We start from the raw sequence: 15,926 nt of genomic DNA, 5'->3' as shown, positions 1-15,926 counted from the left end.
TGGCAATCGCAAGAATCCTGCCCGATATCGGGCAGCGGTCTGTTGAAACTCTTATGGGACCCTGTTCGAGCGCTGTTCACCCTGTGTCCTGCGCGCCGATGGCTGCCCAGAGCACCGTTTTCAGCCATGGACACTCCTCGCATGGGCGTACCCGAGCAGCTCGCAGAGCGCATGAGCATGGCCGAGCAGCACGAGTACCTTCGCGCCAAGTTCTCGCGGCGCACGATGATCAGAAGCGGTGCCGTCACCGTCGGCGCCGTCGCGGGCGGTGCGTTCGTGCCGGGCGCCGCCCAGGCCGCGACGCGGACCTCCGCACCTACGCAGACGTACACGCAGACCGAGAAGGTCGACGGCGCCCTCGTCGCCCCCTTCGGCCGGCACCTCGCCTGGGGCAACGACCCGCGCACGGAGATCACCGTCTCCTGGCAGGTCCCGGTCGCGGTGAAGAAGCCCTTCATCCGGATCGGCGCCCACCCCTGGGACCTCTCCCGCAAGATCGAGGCCGAGGTCCGCACCCTCTACACTCCGGCCGGCGTCGGTGCCAGCGGCGACCACACCCAGTACTACCTGCACGCCAAGCTCTCCCACCTGCGTCCCGGAAAGACGTACTACTACGGCGTCGGCCACGCCGGCTTCGACCCGGCCGAGGCGCACCTGCTGGGCACGCTCGGCACCTTCACCACCGCCCCCGACCTCCCCCACTCTCGGCTTCGCTCGAGCGGGGGGACCCCCATGAAGCCGTTCACCTTCACGGCCTTCGGCGACGAGGGCGTCGGCTACCACGGCCTCGCCAACAACAGCCTGCTGCTCGGCCAGAACCCGGCCTTCCACCTGCACGCCGGCGACATCGCGTACGCCGACCCGGCCGGACAGGGCAAGACCGCCGACACCGGCTTCGACTCCCGCGTGTGGGACCAGTTCCTCGCGCAGACCGAGTCCGTCGCCAAGTCCGTCCCGTGGATGCCGGCCTACGGCAACCACGACATGGAGGCCTGGTACTCGCCCAACGGCTACGGCGGCGAGGACGCCCGCTGGAACCTCCCCGACAACGGCCCGGACAAGAAGAACCTGCCCGGCGTCTACTCCTTCGTCTACGGCAACACGGCGGTCATCTCGCTCGACGCCAACGACATCTCCTTCGAGATCCCGGCCAACCTCGGTATCTCCGGCGGCACCCAGACCAAGTGGCTGGAGGCGCAGCTGAAGAAGTACCGCGCCTCCAAGGACATCGACTTCGTCGTCGTCTTCTTCCACCACTGCGCCTACTGCACCTCCACCGCGCACGCCTCGGAGGGGGGCGTGCGCCAGGAGTGGGTGCCGCTGTTCGAGAAGTACACGGTCGACCTGGTCATCAACGGCCACAACCACCAGTACGAGCGCACCGACGTCATCAAGGGCGGCGCGGTCACCAAGAAGCTCCCGATCGGCGGCACTTCGTACCCCGAGACCGAGGGTGTCGTCTACGTGACGGCGGGCGCGGCCGGCCGCAGCCTGTACGCGTTCACCGCCCCGCTGTCCTACGAGGGTCACGAGAACGAGGTCGACTCCGTCGCCTCCTTCATCAACACCAAGGACGGCAAGGTCAACGAGACGGTCACCTGGTCGCGCGTGCGCTACCTCGACTACTCCTTCCTCCGCGTCGACGTCACCCCCGCCTCCAAGGGCCGCCTCGCCACGCTGACGGTGCGCGGCATCGCGGAGACCGGCGAGGAGGTCGACCGCTTCACGGTCGCGCGCCGCGTACGCTGAGCGTGCGCGTATGCCCCGAAGGCAGGGCGTACGAGTGAGTTACGAGTGACACCAACAGGCGGTTCTCCGGCGTGTGTTGCATGTTTCTGCATGCGTTTCCACATGCGACTGAGGACCGCCTGTTCGGCGAGTGCGAACTCGTCGGCCGTCACGGGCGCCGCCGGATGCCGCTCCGCGGCCGTGATGTCGCCGACGGCCCACGTGTCGTCCTTCCGGATGACTTCCGCCATGGGGAGATTCTGGCACCGGGCCGTCACAGCCCCAGCGCGCTCGCCGCCTCGTCGTCCAAGGTGAACCGAATGTCCTTGCTGGTCAAGGTAGTTGTACGCATCGAGAGCTTGCCGGCGCGCACCCCGATGGCGATCTCCGGGTTGTCCTGACAGACGAGGACGAACGAGTCGCCGGCCGTGGCCTTCGGCAGGAACGCCTGGTCCTCCGGGAAGGGCGCGGAGGCACCCTGCTCGTAGGCGCACGGCCGCTGCTGCATCCCGTCGCCGGCGACCCGGTTGCCCTCGATGTCCAGGCAGAACCTCGACGTGGCGCTCACGAGGGCGACCGCGCCCTTCGTCAGGCGGACGACCTGCCACTCCTGCGTGTCTCCGCCGTCGCAGGCCGCCAGGGTGGGATCGGCGGGGGGTCCGGAACCCGGCGAGGCGCTTCCTGCCGGGCCGGTGACGCAGCGTCCGGTGGACACGGTCTTGAGGGTGATCGTGTTGGTGGTGGCGTTGGCCACGGAGGACGGTGCGATGGAGGCGCTCGGCGTGGACTGGGGACGCTCGGCCCCCTCGGCGGAGCCGGACCCGGCCAGCAGGCGTAGTACCCCGGTGGTCAGGACGGCGGTGACGGCCACCGTCACCGCCACCACGAGCACCGGCCGTCTGCGCCGGCGGCCCTCGGCTCTGTGACCTCTGTCGCCCGTCGGCGAGGCCGGCACGGACGGTGTGACGGGCTCGACTGCCGACGCCCGGCCCCCCGACCGCGTCTTGCGGTACGCGGCCCCGCCCCACACCAGCACCTGGTCGACCAGCAGCCGCCGTACCTCCTCCGCGCCACCCGCCGCGAGCGTGTGCAGCAGCTTCAGGTCAACGGTGCAGAAGCGGCAGGTGTCCAGGTGCTGTTGGAGGTCCGCGGGCGCCTCCCGATGGGTGCCGCGGGCGATGGCGCCGAGCATGCCGCCGTAGCGGAGGCACTGGGGGTCGGCGGTGCGTGCGGACCGTACGCGCAGGAAGGTGTCGACCAGGCGGCTGCGGGCCGACTGGGCCAGGGAGTCGGCGAACTCCACGGTCGTGTTCAGGATCCTGGCCGCCGACGCCGTCTCCTCCGGCTCCGCCAGGCACAGCCACAGTGCGGCCCGTTGCTGGTCGGGCAGTTGCTCGAAGGCGGCCAGCAGAACCGAGCTGTGCTCCACCCGGCGCAGCGTGTCGACGGGGCCGAAGGTGTCGACGGCCCGTTTCGACCAGTCACGGAACTCCGGGCGCAGCAGCCCGTGCCGTCCGTCGCGCAGCCAACTGTCGGCGGTGCGCCGCACATCGGCGAGCAGGGCGGTGCGCAGGGCGGGACCGTCCTGCCGTGAACCACGCGCGAGCACCTGGGCGGCCAGGTCGGTGGCGTCGCGCGGTTTGCCGCAGAAGGCGTCGGCGTACGCATGGACGGCCGGGGCGTGTTCCGGTGGTCTTCCGGACACGGACGGCTGGTGGTGCGGGACTTGCTGTGCGAGGTGCTCGGTCATGAATCTTGACTCCCCACGGAGCGGGCACGGCAAGGCCAGGACCGTAGTGCCGCATTCTGTGAGGGGGCTGTGTGTACACGTGTCGATGTCATGTGCCGGAAACCTCGGGACGGCGGAGACGACGACCGGAACGGTGACGACGACGGCGACGGGCTCCCCGAGGACCGTACTCGGGGAGCCCGTTTGCCATGATCAGAACCCTGCGACGGGATTTCTCAGGGTGCCGATCAGCTGGAGGGCGCCTGCCGGATCCGCCAGATCCACCATCTGCTTGTTGTTACGCAGTTGAAGCCGGTTGAGGCAGGACAGGGCGAACTCGGGGGCGAACAAGTCGTACTGGCGGAACCTGTCGGCCAGTTGGGGGTTCGCCTCCTGGTAGGCGCGGGTGACCTCGGCGACCGTCCGCCAGAAGTCGTCCTCCGACAGGACGCCTTCGGTGGCGAGGTTCGCGGCCAGGAAGCGGAAGAAGCAGTCGAAGACGTCCGTGAAGACCGACAGGAGCTTCTTGTCCTCCGGTACGTCCACGCGCAGTCGCTCGACGGTCGGCGGCAGTACCGCGTCCGGGTCCAGGACGGCGATCTCCTCGGCGATGTCCTTGTAGATCGCGCGCTGGACCGTGCCGTCCTTGAGGACGAGGATCACGTTCTCGCCGTGCGGCATGTAGACCAGGTCGTAGGCGTAGAAGCTGTGCAGGAGCGGGGTGAAGTAGGCGCCCAGGTAGCCGCGCAGCCACTCCTTCGGGGTCAGGCCCGACTGCTCGACGAGGGCTGCGGCGAAGGAACGGCCCTCGTGGTCGACGTGGACGAGCGATGCCATGGTGGCCAGCGACTCGCCGTCATCGAGGGACGACACCGGGCTCTCGCGCCAGAGCGCGGCCAGCATCTTGCGGTACGGGGAGTAGCGGTCGGTGGCGGCCTCGTACTCCAGATGGCGGTAGCCGACGGCAGCGCGCTCGCGGATGATCGACAGGCCAGTCGACTTCAACACCGGGTCGTTGTCGATGAGTTGGGCGAGCCAGTCGTTGATGGCCGGGGTCGCCTCCATGTAGGCGGCCGAAAGCCCGCGCATGAAGCCCATGTTGAGAACCGAGAGAGCCGTTTTGACGTAGTGCTTCTCGGGGTCGGTCCTGTTGAAGAAGGTCCGGATGGACTGCTGGGCGAGGTACTCGTCGTCGCCCTCGCCCAGGCAGACCAGGTGCTGCTGGGCGATCTCGGCGGCGAAGGTGACGGTGAGCTTGTTCCACCACTGCCAGGGGTGCACCGGGATGAAGAGGTACTCGGTGGGGTCGAGGCCCCGGTCGGACAGTTTCGTACGGAAGCGGACGACCGTCTCCTGCCCCAACTCCGCGCGCAGGAACGCCTCGTACTCGATGCCGACGCCCGCCGTGAACGCGGCGCGCGAGCGGTGCGCGGCCAGCCACACCAGCCGGACCGGGTTCGCGGTCTCGGGCGCGTACGAGAGGTACTCGTGCACGCCGAAGCCGAGCCGCCCGTTGTTGGCGACGAAGCAGGGGTGACCCTCGGTCATCCCGGTCTCGATCTCCTGGAAGCCGCTTTTCGCGAGCTCGGCGACGGGGATCTGCGGCTTGGTGAGCTTGTAGCAGGTGCCGGAGAGGGTGGAGGAGATCTCCTCCAGGTAGACGGGCAGGACCTCGTCGCTCAGGCCGAGCGATTTTCGCAGCTCGATGAAGAAGTCGAGGGCGGAGAGCGGGAGTTCGGCGCCGCGCCGGTGCCGGGTGATCGAGGCGGCGTCGACCTGCCAGTGGTCGAGGGCATGGCGGGTGGCGGTGAAGCGGTAGCGGGTCAGGCCGTCGTCACCGAGTACGACGTAACTGCCGTCACCGTCGGCACTATCAGCACCATCGGCACTGCCGTCGCCCTTTTCGGGTTCGGGGGTGAGCAGTCGTTCGTGCGCGAACTCGGCGAGGGCTTTACGGATCAGGAGGCGGTTGGCCTGTTCCCAGCGCTCGGGGGAGAGGTGGGCGGTGGCGCCGGTGAGGCTCATACAGACATCGCCTTCATCGCCTTCTCGAACTGCTCGCGGGTGCAGAAACTCAGCAACGCCTTCTTCTCCGGCTTCTGTATCTCTCGCTCGGGCACGAACCCGACGGCTTCGTTCAGGGAGTGCACCGCCTTGTTGCCGACGTCCGGCTCGACGACGACGCGGGCGGTGCGCGGGTCCTCGAAGAGGTGGGCCATCACGGCGGTGATGACGGACCTGGTGAACCCGGACACGGGTGTGTCGGTCGCCGGCACCAGGAAGTGCATGCCGACGTCACCGGGCTGCGGCTCGTACAGGCCGGTCAACTCGCGGTGGACCGGGTCGTACTGCTCCATCAGGAAGGCGGGCACGCCGTCGTGGAGACCGAGGAAGGCGTCCTGGTGCTCGTCGGCGGCGACCTCCATGTAGGCACGCTCGACGTCTTCGAGCCGGGCGTCCTGCATCATCCAGAAGGCCGCCTTGGGGTGCGTGAGCCAGTTGTGCAGCAGCTCGGCGTCCTGGAGGGGATCGAGCGGCCGGAAGGTGAAGGTCATGGCAGCCATTGCAGTCGTGGAGTTCATACGGCGAACTCCTGGAAGGCGATGGTCTTCTCGACCGGGTAGTACTCGCTGCCGAGCAGCTCGCCGATGATGAAGCTGTTGCGGTACGCGCCCATGCCCAGGTCGGGCGAGGTGATCGAGTGGGTGTGGACGCCGGCGTTCTGGAGGAAGACACCGCGTCCGGTCGTGTCGATCGCGTAGTTGCGGGCGATGTCGAAGTTGCCCTGGGTGTCGTAGCGCAGCCGGTCGCGGACGGGCTTAAGGAACTCCGGCTCGGCGTACTTGTAGCCGGTGGCGAGGATCAGGCCCTGGGTGTCCAGGGTGTACTCCTTCTCCTGTTCCTCCTGGCGCAGCCCGAGCGTGTACGTCCCGCTTCCGCTTCCGCTTCCGCTTCCGCTTCCAGTTCGGCCTTCGTAAGTCACCGTGTTCAGAGCGGAGTTGGTGAGCAGCCGGGTGGGGACCGGGCCGGTGAGGTTCTTCCGGTAGAGCAGGTCGAAGATCTCGTTGATCAGCTCGCCGTCGATCCCCTTGAACAGGCCCTTCTGGTCCTGCGTGAGGCGGTAGCGGGTCCGCTCGGGCAGCGCGCGGAAGTAGTCGATGTACTCCGGGGAGGTCATCTCCAGCGTCAACTTGGTGTATTCGAGCGGGAAGAAACGCGCCGAGCGCGTCACCCAGTTGAGCCGGTAGCCGTGGACGTCGATCTCGCTGAGGAGGTCGTGGTAGATCTCGGCGGCGGACTGGCCACTGCCGACGAGAGTGATCGACTCCTTGGTCTGCAACTCCCGCTTGTGCCGCATGTACTGGGAGTTGTGGATGAAGTCGCCGCCCAGGTCCGCGCACGCCTCCGGGATGTACGGGGGAGTGCCGGTGCCGAGGACGAGCTTGCGCGACCGGTAGAGGTCACCGGCGACCGTGCGGACGACGTACAGCTCGTCCTCGTACTCGTAAGTGACCTCGGCGACCGTGGTGTCGAAGCGGACGCTGCGCAGTCTGTTCGCGGCCCAGCGGCAGTAGTCGTCGTACTCGACGCGCAGGGGATAGAAGTTCTCGCGGATGTAGAACGAGTACAACCGGCCCGATTCCTTCAGGTAGTTGAGGAAGGAGTACGGGGAGGTCGGGTCGGCGAGGGTGACGAGGTCCGACATGAACGGCGTCTGGAGATGGGCGCCGTCGAGGAACATCCCCGAGTGCCACTCGAAGTCGGGCTTCGACTCCAGGAAGACGCCGTCGAGTTCGTCGATCGGCTCGGTGAGGCAGGCGAGGCCGAGGTTGAAGGGGCCGAGGCCGATCCCGATGAAGTCGTAGGTCTTGTGCACTGCTTCGGTCCTGTTCATGGCTTCGGCTTCAGGAAGCGACGGCGGTGACGGAGATGACGGAGGCGACGGAGGCGACGGAAGTGCCGCGGTCGGCGGACTCTCCCAGGTACTGCTCGGCATGGCCGACGATCAGGTCGAGTACGGCGGTGATGTCGTCCGTCGTGGTCTCGGGGTTGAGCAGGGTGAACTTGAGGTAGTGGCGTCCGCCGACCTTCGTGCCCGCGACCACGGCCGCACCTGAGGCGAACAGGGCTTTGCGGGCGTACAGGTTGGCGCGGTCGATCTCCGCGGGGTCGGTGACGGCGGCGGGGATGTAGCGGAAGACGAGTGTGGAGAGGGAGGGTTCGACGACGACGTCGTAGCGCGGGTCGGCAGCGAGCAGTTCCCAGCCCTCCTGGGCCAGGTCGCAGACCTCGTCGAAGAGCTCGCCGATGCCGTCGGCGCCCATCACACGCAGGGTCATCCACAGCTTGAGCGCGTCGAAACGGCGGGTCGTCTGGAGGGACTTGTCGACCTGGTTGGGGATGCGCTCCAGCACCATGCGGCGCGGGTTGAGGTACTCCGCGTGATAGGTGGCGTGGCGGAGCGTGGCCGCGTCCCGGACCAGCAGGGCACTCGAACTCACCGGCTGGAAGAAGGACTTGTGGTAGTCGACGGTGACCGAGTCGGCGCGCTCGATGCCGCTGAGGAGGTCGCGGCGCTTGACCGAGGCGAGCAGTCCGCAGCCGTACGCGGCGTCGACGTGCAGCCAAGTGCCGTACTGGGCACAGAGTTCGGCGATCTCGGGCAGCGGGTCGATGGAGCCGAAGTCGGTGGTGCCGGCGGTGGCGACGACGGCCATGGGCACCAGCCCGTCGCGCTCGCAGCGCTCCAACTCGTGGGCGAGGGCGACGGTCTGCATCCGCTTGTCGTGGTCGACGGGGATGGAGACGACCGAGTCGGGGCTCAGCCCGAGGAGCTTCGCGGACTTCTTCACGCTGAAGTGGCTGACCTCGGAGGCGAAGATACGCAGCTCGGCGGCGGACTCGCTCTTGGCCTCCTCCCGGGCGAGCAGCAGCGCCTGGAGGTTGGACTGGCTGCCGCCGCTGGTGAAGACGCCGTCGGCGGCGGGGCCGAGGCCGATGCGCTCATTGGTCCAGTCGATCAGTTTGCGCTCGATGAGGGTGCCGCCGGCCGACTGGTCCCAGGTGTCGAGGGAGGAGTTGACGGCGGAGAGGATCGCCTCGCCGAGCACCGCCGGTATGACGACCGGGCAGTTGAGGTGGGCGAGGTAGCGCGGGTGGTGGAAGTAGATCGCGTCGCGCAGATAGACCTCTTCGAGCTCGTCGAGGGCGGCGGCCTCGTCGAGGAGGGGCCGGTCCAGGTCGATCCGGTCGATGCGGGGGGCGAGGGCGTCGACCGTGACGCCGGTGAACGGACGGTCCGTGGTGGCGAGTTTCGCGGCCACCCGCTCGACTCCTTCGGTCACGGAGCGGCGGTACCGCTCCGCGGTCGTGTCATTGAGCAGGTGCGAGCGCATCGGGGGAGCCTCCGGGGGGAGAGAGGGCAGATTCAGGTTCGCCATGTCGAACGAATTGACTTAGGTAAGGCTAACCTAACTTGAGTTCCTGTGTGAATCACCGGCCCCACCCGTCACCCGCCCAACCCGTCATTCGGGCTGCTCACGCAACTGCTCCTCGCTCAGCCCACGCCGCCAGTAACCGACGAAGGTGACCGCCCGACGGTCGATCCCGCGCTCCCGTACGAGATGCCGACGCAGCTCCTTCACGGCGGACGACTCACCCGCGATCCAGGCGTACGGCCGCTCGGCGGAGGGGAGTTGGGCATCCCGGATGGCGTCGAGGGCCGGGGGCGCGCCTGTGCCTGTGCCTGTTTCTGCTCCTCTTGCCGTACCCGGGCCGCGTACGAGCCACGTGATTTCGGCGTCGGCGTCGGTCGCCAGATCCTGGATGTCCCCGGCCCGCCCTGCCTCCAGCCAGACCTGGGCCCGGGTGCCGGCGGGGAGCTGTTCGAGGATCGCGGAGGCGGCAGGTACGGCGGTCTCGTCGGCCCAGATGACGACGAGGTCGGTGCCGGCCGGCGGGCGGAAGCGGATCGCGCGGTTGTCCGCGATCGCCGGTCCGAGCAGGAGGACACGGTCGCCGGTGGCGGCACGGGAGGCCCAGCGGGAGGCCGGACCTGCGGGGACGAGGGCGCCGGGTTCGACGCCGTGCAGGACGAAGTCGATGTCGATCTCCGTCGTACGGCCGTGGGCGTCGGCGCGCAGAGCGCGGAGTGTGTAAGAGCGCATCACCGCCCTTACGCCGTCCGGGAGTTCACGCCACCCCTGCCACCATCCGTCGCCCAGCTCGACGGGCACAGCGGGGGCGTCCTGCCCCGGGTGCGGGAGGAAGAGGGAGAGGCTCTGGTCGAGCCCGTCGGAGAAGAAGGCCGACAGATCGTCCCCGGCGAAGGTGACGCGCACGAGGGAGGGCCCGAGTCGGACGGTCCGTACGACATGCAGGGCGAAGAACCGGAAGGGGACGGTGACGGCGGTGGTCGTCATGCGAACTCCTGATGCAAATTGTCAGGGGGACGCGATGACGCGCCCCGGAAGGGGCGCGGGGAACTGCGCGACCAGCCACAGCGGGCCCGCAGTTCCCCACGACCAAGCACACTCACGGTGCAGATTCAGGGCGCCCGGCGTTAACTGACCTTCTTCGCGTTCTCGATAGCCTCGGCAAGGCTCGTGAGCAGCGGCACGCACTTCTCGTACGACAGGATCGGCTCGGGATTACGCGCGATCACCTGCCCCGCCTTCACCGCGGGCAACTGCTTCCAGGTCGCCTCGGCGATGTCGGCGGGCTGGATCGCCGACGTACGGTTGTCCATCATGATGACGTCGGCCTCGTACTTGTCGACGTTCTCCCAGCTCAGGTTCTCGTACCAGCCACCGCTCGCCTTCAGGGCATCGGTGGAGGGTTCGACGAAGTTCACGCCGAGGGCCTTGAAGTACTCCAGGTCGACGGAGAGGTTGGAGCCGGAGACGTAGAAGATGTCCTGGCTCGCGGAACCGACCAGCACCTTGATGTTCGGCTTGGCCTTGGTGGCCGCGCGCAGTCGGGCGGCGGCGTCCTCGAAGGCCTTCTTCGCGGCGGTCACCTTGGCGGAGGCGGTGTCCGCGCCGAGGGTCTTGGCCAGCTCCAGCATGCGCTGCAACGGCTGGTCCAGCTGGATGTCGAACACGGAGATACCGACGGTCGGGGCGCCGACGGCGAGGATCTTCTTCTTGGACTCCTCCGGGACGTACCAGAGGGTGCCCGCGCTGTCGAACATCGTGCTGACGAGGAGGTCCGGGGCGAGGGCCGCGTACTTCTCGATGTTGAACTGGCCCCACTCGTTGCCGAGAACGGTCACCTTGGTGACGTCCAGGTCGCCGGCCTGGACGTCGGCCTTGCCGTCCTTGGTCGTGGTCGGGCCGAAGACGCCCTTGACCTCGACGCCGTAGTCGTGGAGCGCGGCGGCGACACCGGTGAAGGCGACGATGCCGGACGGCACCTTGTCGGCCTTGACGGTCTCGCCGCGGTCGTCCTTGAACGTCCAGGGCCCGGCAGGGGTGGCGGCGGCCTTCGACGCGTCCGCGTCCGAGCCACCGCTTTTCGCGTCGTCGTCCCCACAGGCGGCGAGGACGGCCCCGAGGCCGAGGGCGCCGCCGGCGGCCAGCATGCCGCGGCGGGAGAGGTGGGTGGCACGGGCGTTGGACATGAGAGGGCTCTGCTTTCGAACGGGGCGGGTCGGCCGGCCGGACAATTCGAAAGTTAGGTTAGCCTAACTTTACCTACTGTCCAGGGGGTGGGTCGGGGGAGTGAGGCGGGAGGGGTGATGCGTGCGGGTCCCTGGGGCGGCCTGCGAATCAAAGGTGAGCGGCTTGTGTGGATGGCTATTCGTTCGCGGTGGCGGCGCCTGTTTCGTGAAGGTGAAAGGGTCGGCTGAGGTTCAACTCGACTCCGAGGCAACCTGGTTACGGATGAGTAGGTGTACTCATGCCAAGGCACCGGTGCGCGGGCCATTGTTGAGGCATCGCGCAGCACGACGCGGCGCACTCACCGGAGGACACGATGAACGGCAACCGCCGCCCCCGCACCCTGCTCACCCTGGCCACGGACAACTGGCTCTCCCGGGTGTACCTGGCCGTGGTCGTCGCCGCGACCGGCTTCTTCCTCGTCGACACCTTCTTCGTCTCCCACGCCGACGCCTCCATGTCGGGCGTGGTCCCGTGGGTGCTGACCGCTCCGCTGAGCCTCCTGTACACGCTTCTCCCCGAGGGCACACTGAACGGCACGGGCGACGGGGTGTTCCTGGCCCTCTACCTCGTGGGCATCGCGGCGGCGGCGCTGGCCAACGCGGCGTTCATGGGATACGCGCTGCGGAAGATCTGGCCGGCTTCGGGGGGCGCGGCTGCCGGGGCGTGACCTCGGAAACGGGGCGCGGTGGTGGGGAAAGGGCCTTGCGGGGCCCTTTTCTTGTTGGTCGAAGCCGCGTGGGCGCGGGTCGAACTGGGAGTTTATTTCAAGCCACTCGCACTCACCTTCCTGCGGGAGTGTGGTCCTGTGGCCGCCGTCTTGGAGGATGGTGCGCATAGGTAAACATCGATTTTGAGTCTCAATGAGCGGTCGTGGAAGGTGCGTTGGCGCTCGGTGCGCAGCTTTGCGACGTCGATGTGTTCACTTTGAAATTGCTTGACCGTCCCCGAACAACTGTGTTGGATATGGGGGCTCATAAAGATCACGTAAGCGGGGGTGGGGAATGGGTAGGGACGCTTTGCGCTGCCCGCAGCGCGGCAGTGTCGGACGTGCGAGACGGTTGGTCTCCGGTCTGACGGTCACGGCGTTGCTGGCGGCTCTACCCGCCCTCGGTGTCACCACATCGGTGGCGCGAGCCGATGACACGGAACCGCCGACGTCTGAGGCGTCCGCCGCGCTGGAACAGGCGGCGGCTTCCGGCGAAGCGGTCGAAGTCGTAGGTGCCCGTGAGGAGTACGCCACGACCCACGCCAACCCTGACGGTTACTCGTTCACCCTTACCCAGTCCGTCGTACCGGTGCGCGTCGCGCAGCCCGACGGCTCGTGGGCGGAGCCGGATGCGACGCTGGAGCGCCGGGCTGACGGCTCGATCGGGCCGAAGGCGTCGGTGGCCGACATCTCTCTCTCCGCCGGTGGTGACGGCGGAGGCTTGGTGAAGCTGGCCGAGGACGGCCGTTGGCTGAGCCTGAGCTGGCCCGGCAGTCTGCCGAAGCCGGTGCTGGACGGTGCGTCCGCCACATACGCGGAAGTGCTGCCCGGGGTTGACCTGCGGATGACTGCGACGGTGGAGGGCGTCCGACAGGTATTGATCGTCAAGTCCGCCGAGGCGGCTGCCAATCCGGAACTTGAGCGGATCGAGTTCTCCCTCAAGACGCAGGGCCTGACGGTGAGCGCGCGGGCAGGCGGTGGTCTTGCCGCGGTGGACGAGAACGGCAACACGGTGTTCCGTTCCCCGGCCGCGAGGATGTGGGACTCGGCAGGGGATGCCGCCGAGTCGGGGACGACGACCATGTCGCTTGCCGCCGCCGATGACGAACCCGTTGTGGATGGCCACGGCGAGACTTCCGCCGATCCGGCTGAAGGCCCTGGCAATGGTGACGTGTCCGTCGTAATGCCCGTGGAGCTGACCGACGACGCGGTGGCCGTGGTGCCGGACGTGGGCCTGTTGAGCGGGGAGAACACGGTCTACCCGCTGTACATCGACCCGGATGTGGGCTTGGAGGCGTCCGAGCGCACGGTGCTGTCCTCGGACGGCGACACCTTCTACAACTTCTCCGGTGGCGACGATGGTGAGGGTGTCGGCTACTGCGACACCTATGTCACCGGCGGTTATGCGTACTACTGCGGCTCGGGCTACAAGCAGCGCATGTACTTCCAGTTCGGGGCGACCGGTCTGGCGGGCAAGCGGGTGTTGGACGCCACCTTCACGGTGACCGAGAAGTGGTCGATGTCGTGCGAGAAGTCGGTTGTCGACCTTGTCCGTACCGGCGAGATCTCGTCCGCGACCAGGTGGCCTGGACCGACGGCCAAGTGGGACCTCCTGGGCGACCGGACCGTGTCGGCGGGTCGCGGAGCGATGTGCGACCCGGACCAACCGGACGCTCCCATTTCCTTCAACGACGACCCGGACCAGAGCTACGAGAACCTCACCAACACGGTGAAGGTCTTCGCGGCCGGCGGGTTCGACCGTCTCACGCTGATGCTGAAGGCGCACAACGAGAACGACCCGAACAGTTGGAAGCGGTTCGACGACAATGCCGCTCTCGTGGTCACGTACGTGGGGTTGCCCGCTGTGCCGACGTATCCCGGCATCGTGCAGAAGAACAGTGTCCTCTGCTCGACCAAGTCGGCCGCCCCGACCGTCATTGCGGATCCGCAGCCGATGCTGACGGCACGACCGCAGACCGCAGCCGGCGGCGGAGCCTACGCGCACCTGCGGGCGCATTTCTACGTTCAGAGGGAACAGAACGACGGCACCTGGAAAACGGAGACCGAGCCGGTACGGCCCTCAGGCGGGTCCGTAGGCAACAACGAGCAGGTGAAGGCCGTCACGCCAATTGTGCTCACCGAGAAGAAGACATACCGGATGGCGGTGTTCACGCGGTCGCTCTACAACAGTGACGACAGCTTTCTGGAGTCGTCCAGCACGGTGACCACGAAGGGCTGGTGCTATTTCAAGATCGACAGCGCTGGCCCGAAGGCACCGGTGATCACTTTCGGAGGTCCGTACGCCGAGTGCTCTGACTGCGCCCCGGTCGGCGGTCCGGGGATCAAAGGGAAGTTCACCTTCTCCCGGAACCCTGAGGACAACACAGTCAACACCGGCTACCGCTACAAGCTCTCCACCGACGAAGAATCGTCGCAATGGTTTTCCGGGGACACCGTGACTCTGTGGATCACACCGTCCCGGGCAGGTACGGCGACGCTCGAAGTCCAGGCAAGAGACAGCGCTGGCGAGGGCGATACGGCGGCGGTGGACTTCAAGGTGGCTGAGGGGCAACGAGCGGTCGGCCGCTGGCACCTCAACGAACCAACCGGGACCTCGGCGGCCGACACCGCCACTGAGGGCGTACGGCACGGTATGACGTTGCACGGCGCGGGTTCGGGCCGGTCGGCCCTGGCGCGGCGTGGTGACGGGGACCTGTCGTTGTGGCTCAATGGCGACCCCGCTGACGCCACACGACAGTCGGGATACGCGGACACGTCGGAAGCCGTGGTCGACACGAGGTACTCGTTCACCGCGTCGGCGTGGGTCAACCTGAGCGACGCGTCCTCCTACCGGACGATCCTGTCCCAGACCGGAAGCGACAACTCCAGCTTCTCGCTCTACTACTCGTCGGGCGTACAACGCTGGGTGTTCCTCCGGAGCTGGTACGAGAACGGCGTACGGAAGTCCGAGGGCGCCGACGCGAGTGCCACCGGCGTGCCGCTCAACACGTGGGTCCATGTGGCGGGTTCCTATGACGCAGAGAATCGGGCGATCCGCCTGTATGTGAACGGCCGACCGCAGGGCGGGTCTGTGGCCCTGCCGAGCACGTCGGACGCGACGGTCGCGGGCGGCGCTCTACAGGTAGGCCGGGTCGCGTTCGCCTCGGGCGGCACGTACCAGAACTACATGAGCGGCCGTGTCGACGAAATAGCTGTCTGGCAGAGGCTGCTGACCGACGACGACGTGGCGATCGAGGCCCAGCTGCTGGACGAGAACAACAAGGCGTACGTCGAGCGAGTGGCGGACTGGAATCCAAACGGTGCGACCGCCGGAACAAACATTCCGTTGGCGGATGCCGGTACTGGCTACGGGCGGTCACTCAAGCTCTCCAATGGCGCTTCCCTCGACAGCAAGGCGATCGTGCTTGACGGCACGAACGACACGGCAACCGCTACGGGCTCGGTTGTTGACGACACGGGGGCGTTCACGGTGACCACGGCGGTGGAGCTGGACGGCGAAGCCATGGCGCTCAAGGCCGACGGCTACATCTCCCAGGTCGTCGGCCAGAGAAGCGCCGACGGCTCCTCCTGGGGCTTGTGGTTCGAGAAGACCGCTGCTGTGGACGATCCGCAGACCGAAACGAAGACCGTCGAGGGTAAGTGGTACTTCGGACGGCGGACCGACAAGGCCTGGACGGCAGTGGTCTCCAACGCGGCCACGGTGGTTACGCCCAACAGCGTCACACGGCTGACCGGTGTGTTTGATGCCCCCGCGCGCACAATCAGCCTGTACATCGGTGGCAACCAGAACGGCGCGGACCTCGAATACACGGCGGTGGCTGGTTCGGGCGACTTCGCGGTTGGCACGGGCTTCGTGGACTCAGCCTGGGGCCACTACCTCGCGGGCCGGATCACCCGGATTCGGATCTGGGCCGGCGCCATGTCCGGGCAGCAGGTCAACGACATCGTGGGCGGCTCGGATGGCTGACCTTTCGTCTCACCGGCCGTCCGTCGTCCGGTCGTCCTCTGTTCGCCTTGATCACTTGGGGAGTTGTGCCATGAGTGCCGGAAGACGTGGGGTCCGCGCCAGGGTCAGACGTGT

10 protein-coding genes are annotated in these 15,926 nt (G+C 67.4%); 3 read left to right on the top strand and 7 right to left on the bottom strand.

What is annotated here, in order from left to right; all coding sequences use genetic code 11:
* Window positions 1-141: 141 nt before the first annotated feature.
* The gene (locus G3I71_RS07525) at window positions 142-1,749 is read left to right on the top strand and encodes a metallophosphoesterase family protein (protein ID WP_164313249.1); all 1,608 of its coding nucleotides are present in this window, start codon (window positions 142-144) and stop codon (window positions 1,747-1,749) included.
* Between the two features lie 253 nt (window positions 1,750-2,002).
* Here G3I71_RS07525 and G3I71_RS07520 read toward each other — a convergent pair whose 3' ends face one another.
* The 7 genes from G3I71_RS07520 to G3I71_RS07490 form a co-directional block, all read right to left on the bottom strand.
* On the bottom strand, window positions 2,003-3,478 hold the full coding sequence (locus G3I71_RS07520; RefSeq protein ID WP_164313126.1) for an RICIN domain-containing protein: 1,476 nt from the start codon (window positions 3,476-3,478) through the stop codon (window positions 2,003-2,005).
* A 192-nt stretch (window positions 3,479-3,670) separates the two neighbouring features.
* Window positions 3,671-5,482: an IucA/IucC family siderophore biosynthesis protein gene (locus G3I71_RS07515; protein ID WP_164313125.1), complete on the bottom strand. Its 1,812-nt coding sequence runs from the start codon at window positions 5,480-5,482 to the stop codon at window positions 3,671-3,673.
* Complete coding sequence (locus G3I71_RS07510) at window positions 5,479-6,039, bottom strand: GNAT family N-acetyltransferase (protein WP_203729592.1); 561 nt, start codon at window positions 6,037-6,039, stop codon at window positions 5,479-5,481. The genes G3I71_RS07515 and G3I71_RS07510 overlap by 4 nt, the downstream gene beginning before the upstream one ends.
* On the bottom strand, window positions 6,036-7,352 hold the full coding sequence (locus G3I71_RS07505; RefSeq protein ID WP_164313124.1) for a lysine N(6)-hydroxylase/L-ornithine N(5)-oxygenase family protein: 1,317 nt from the start codon (window positions 7,350-7,352) through the stop codon (window positions 6,036-6,038). The genes G3I71_RS07510 and G3I71_RS07505 overlap by 4 nt, the downstream gene beginning before the upstream one ends.
* A gap of 10 nt (window positions 7,353-7,362) precedes the next feature.
* Window positions 7,363-8,853 carry a lysine decarboxylase DesA gene (gene desA, locus G3I71_RS07500; protein WP_164313123.1) on the bottom strand — a complete coding sequence of 497 codons (1,491 nt, stop codon included), beginning with the start codon at window positions 8,851-8,853 and terminating at the stop codon, window positions 7,363-7,365.
* 129 nt (window positions 8,854-8,982) lie between these two features.
* Complete coding sequence (locus G3I71_RS07495; protein WP_164313122.1) at window positions 8,983-9,879, bottom strand: siderophore-interacting protein; 897 nt, start codon at window positions 9,877-9,879, stop codon at window positions 8,983-8,985.
* 140 nt (window positions 9,880-10,019) lie between these two features.
* On the bottom strand, window positions 10,020-11,078 hold the full coding sequence (locus G3I71_RS07490) for an ABC transporter substrate-binding protein (protein ID WP_164313121.1): 1,059 nt from the start codon (window positions 11,076-11,078) through the stop codon (window positions 10,020-10,022).
* Between the two features lie 353 nt (window positions 11,079-11,431).
* Here G3I71_RS07490 and G3I71_RS07485 point away from each other — a divergent pair, with 353 nt between their 5' ends.
* Entirely contained in the window at window positions 11,432-11,785 is a 354-nt protein-coding gene (locus tag G3I71_RS07485; protein WP_164313120.1) for an SCO4225 family membrane protein, read from the top strand.
* Window positions 11,786-12,203: 418 nt separating this feature from the next.
* Window positions 12,204-15,812 (top strand): LamG domain-containing protein, encoded by a 3,609-nt coding sequence (locus G3I71_RS07480; protein WP_239148989.1) that lies wholly within the window; start codon window positions 12,204-12,206, stop codon window positions 15,810-15,812.
* The last annotated feature ends 114 nt before the right edge of the window (window positions 15,813-15,926 follow it).

Source organism: Streptomyces sp. SID12501 (assembly GCF_010550245.1).
Classification (GTDB): Bacteria; Actinomycetota; Actinomycetes; order Streptomycetales; family Streptomycetaceae; genus Streptomyces.
This window is presented reverse-complemented; position numbering and strand designations above follow the sequence as displayed.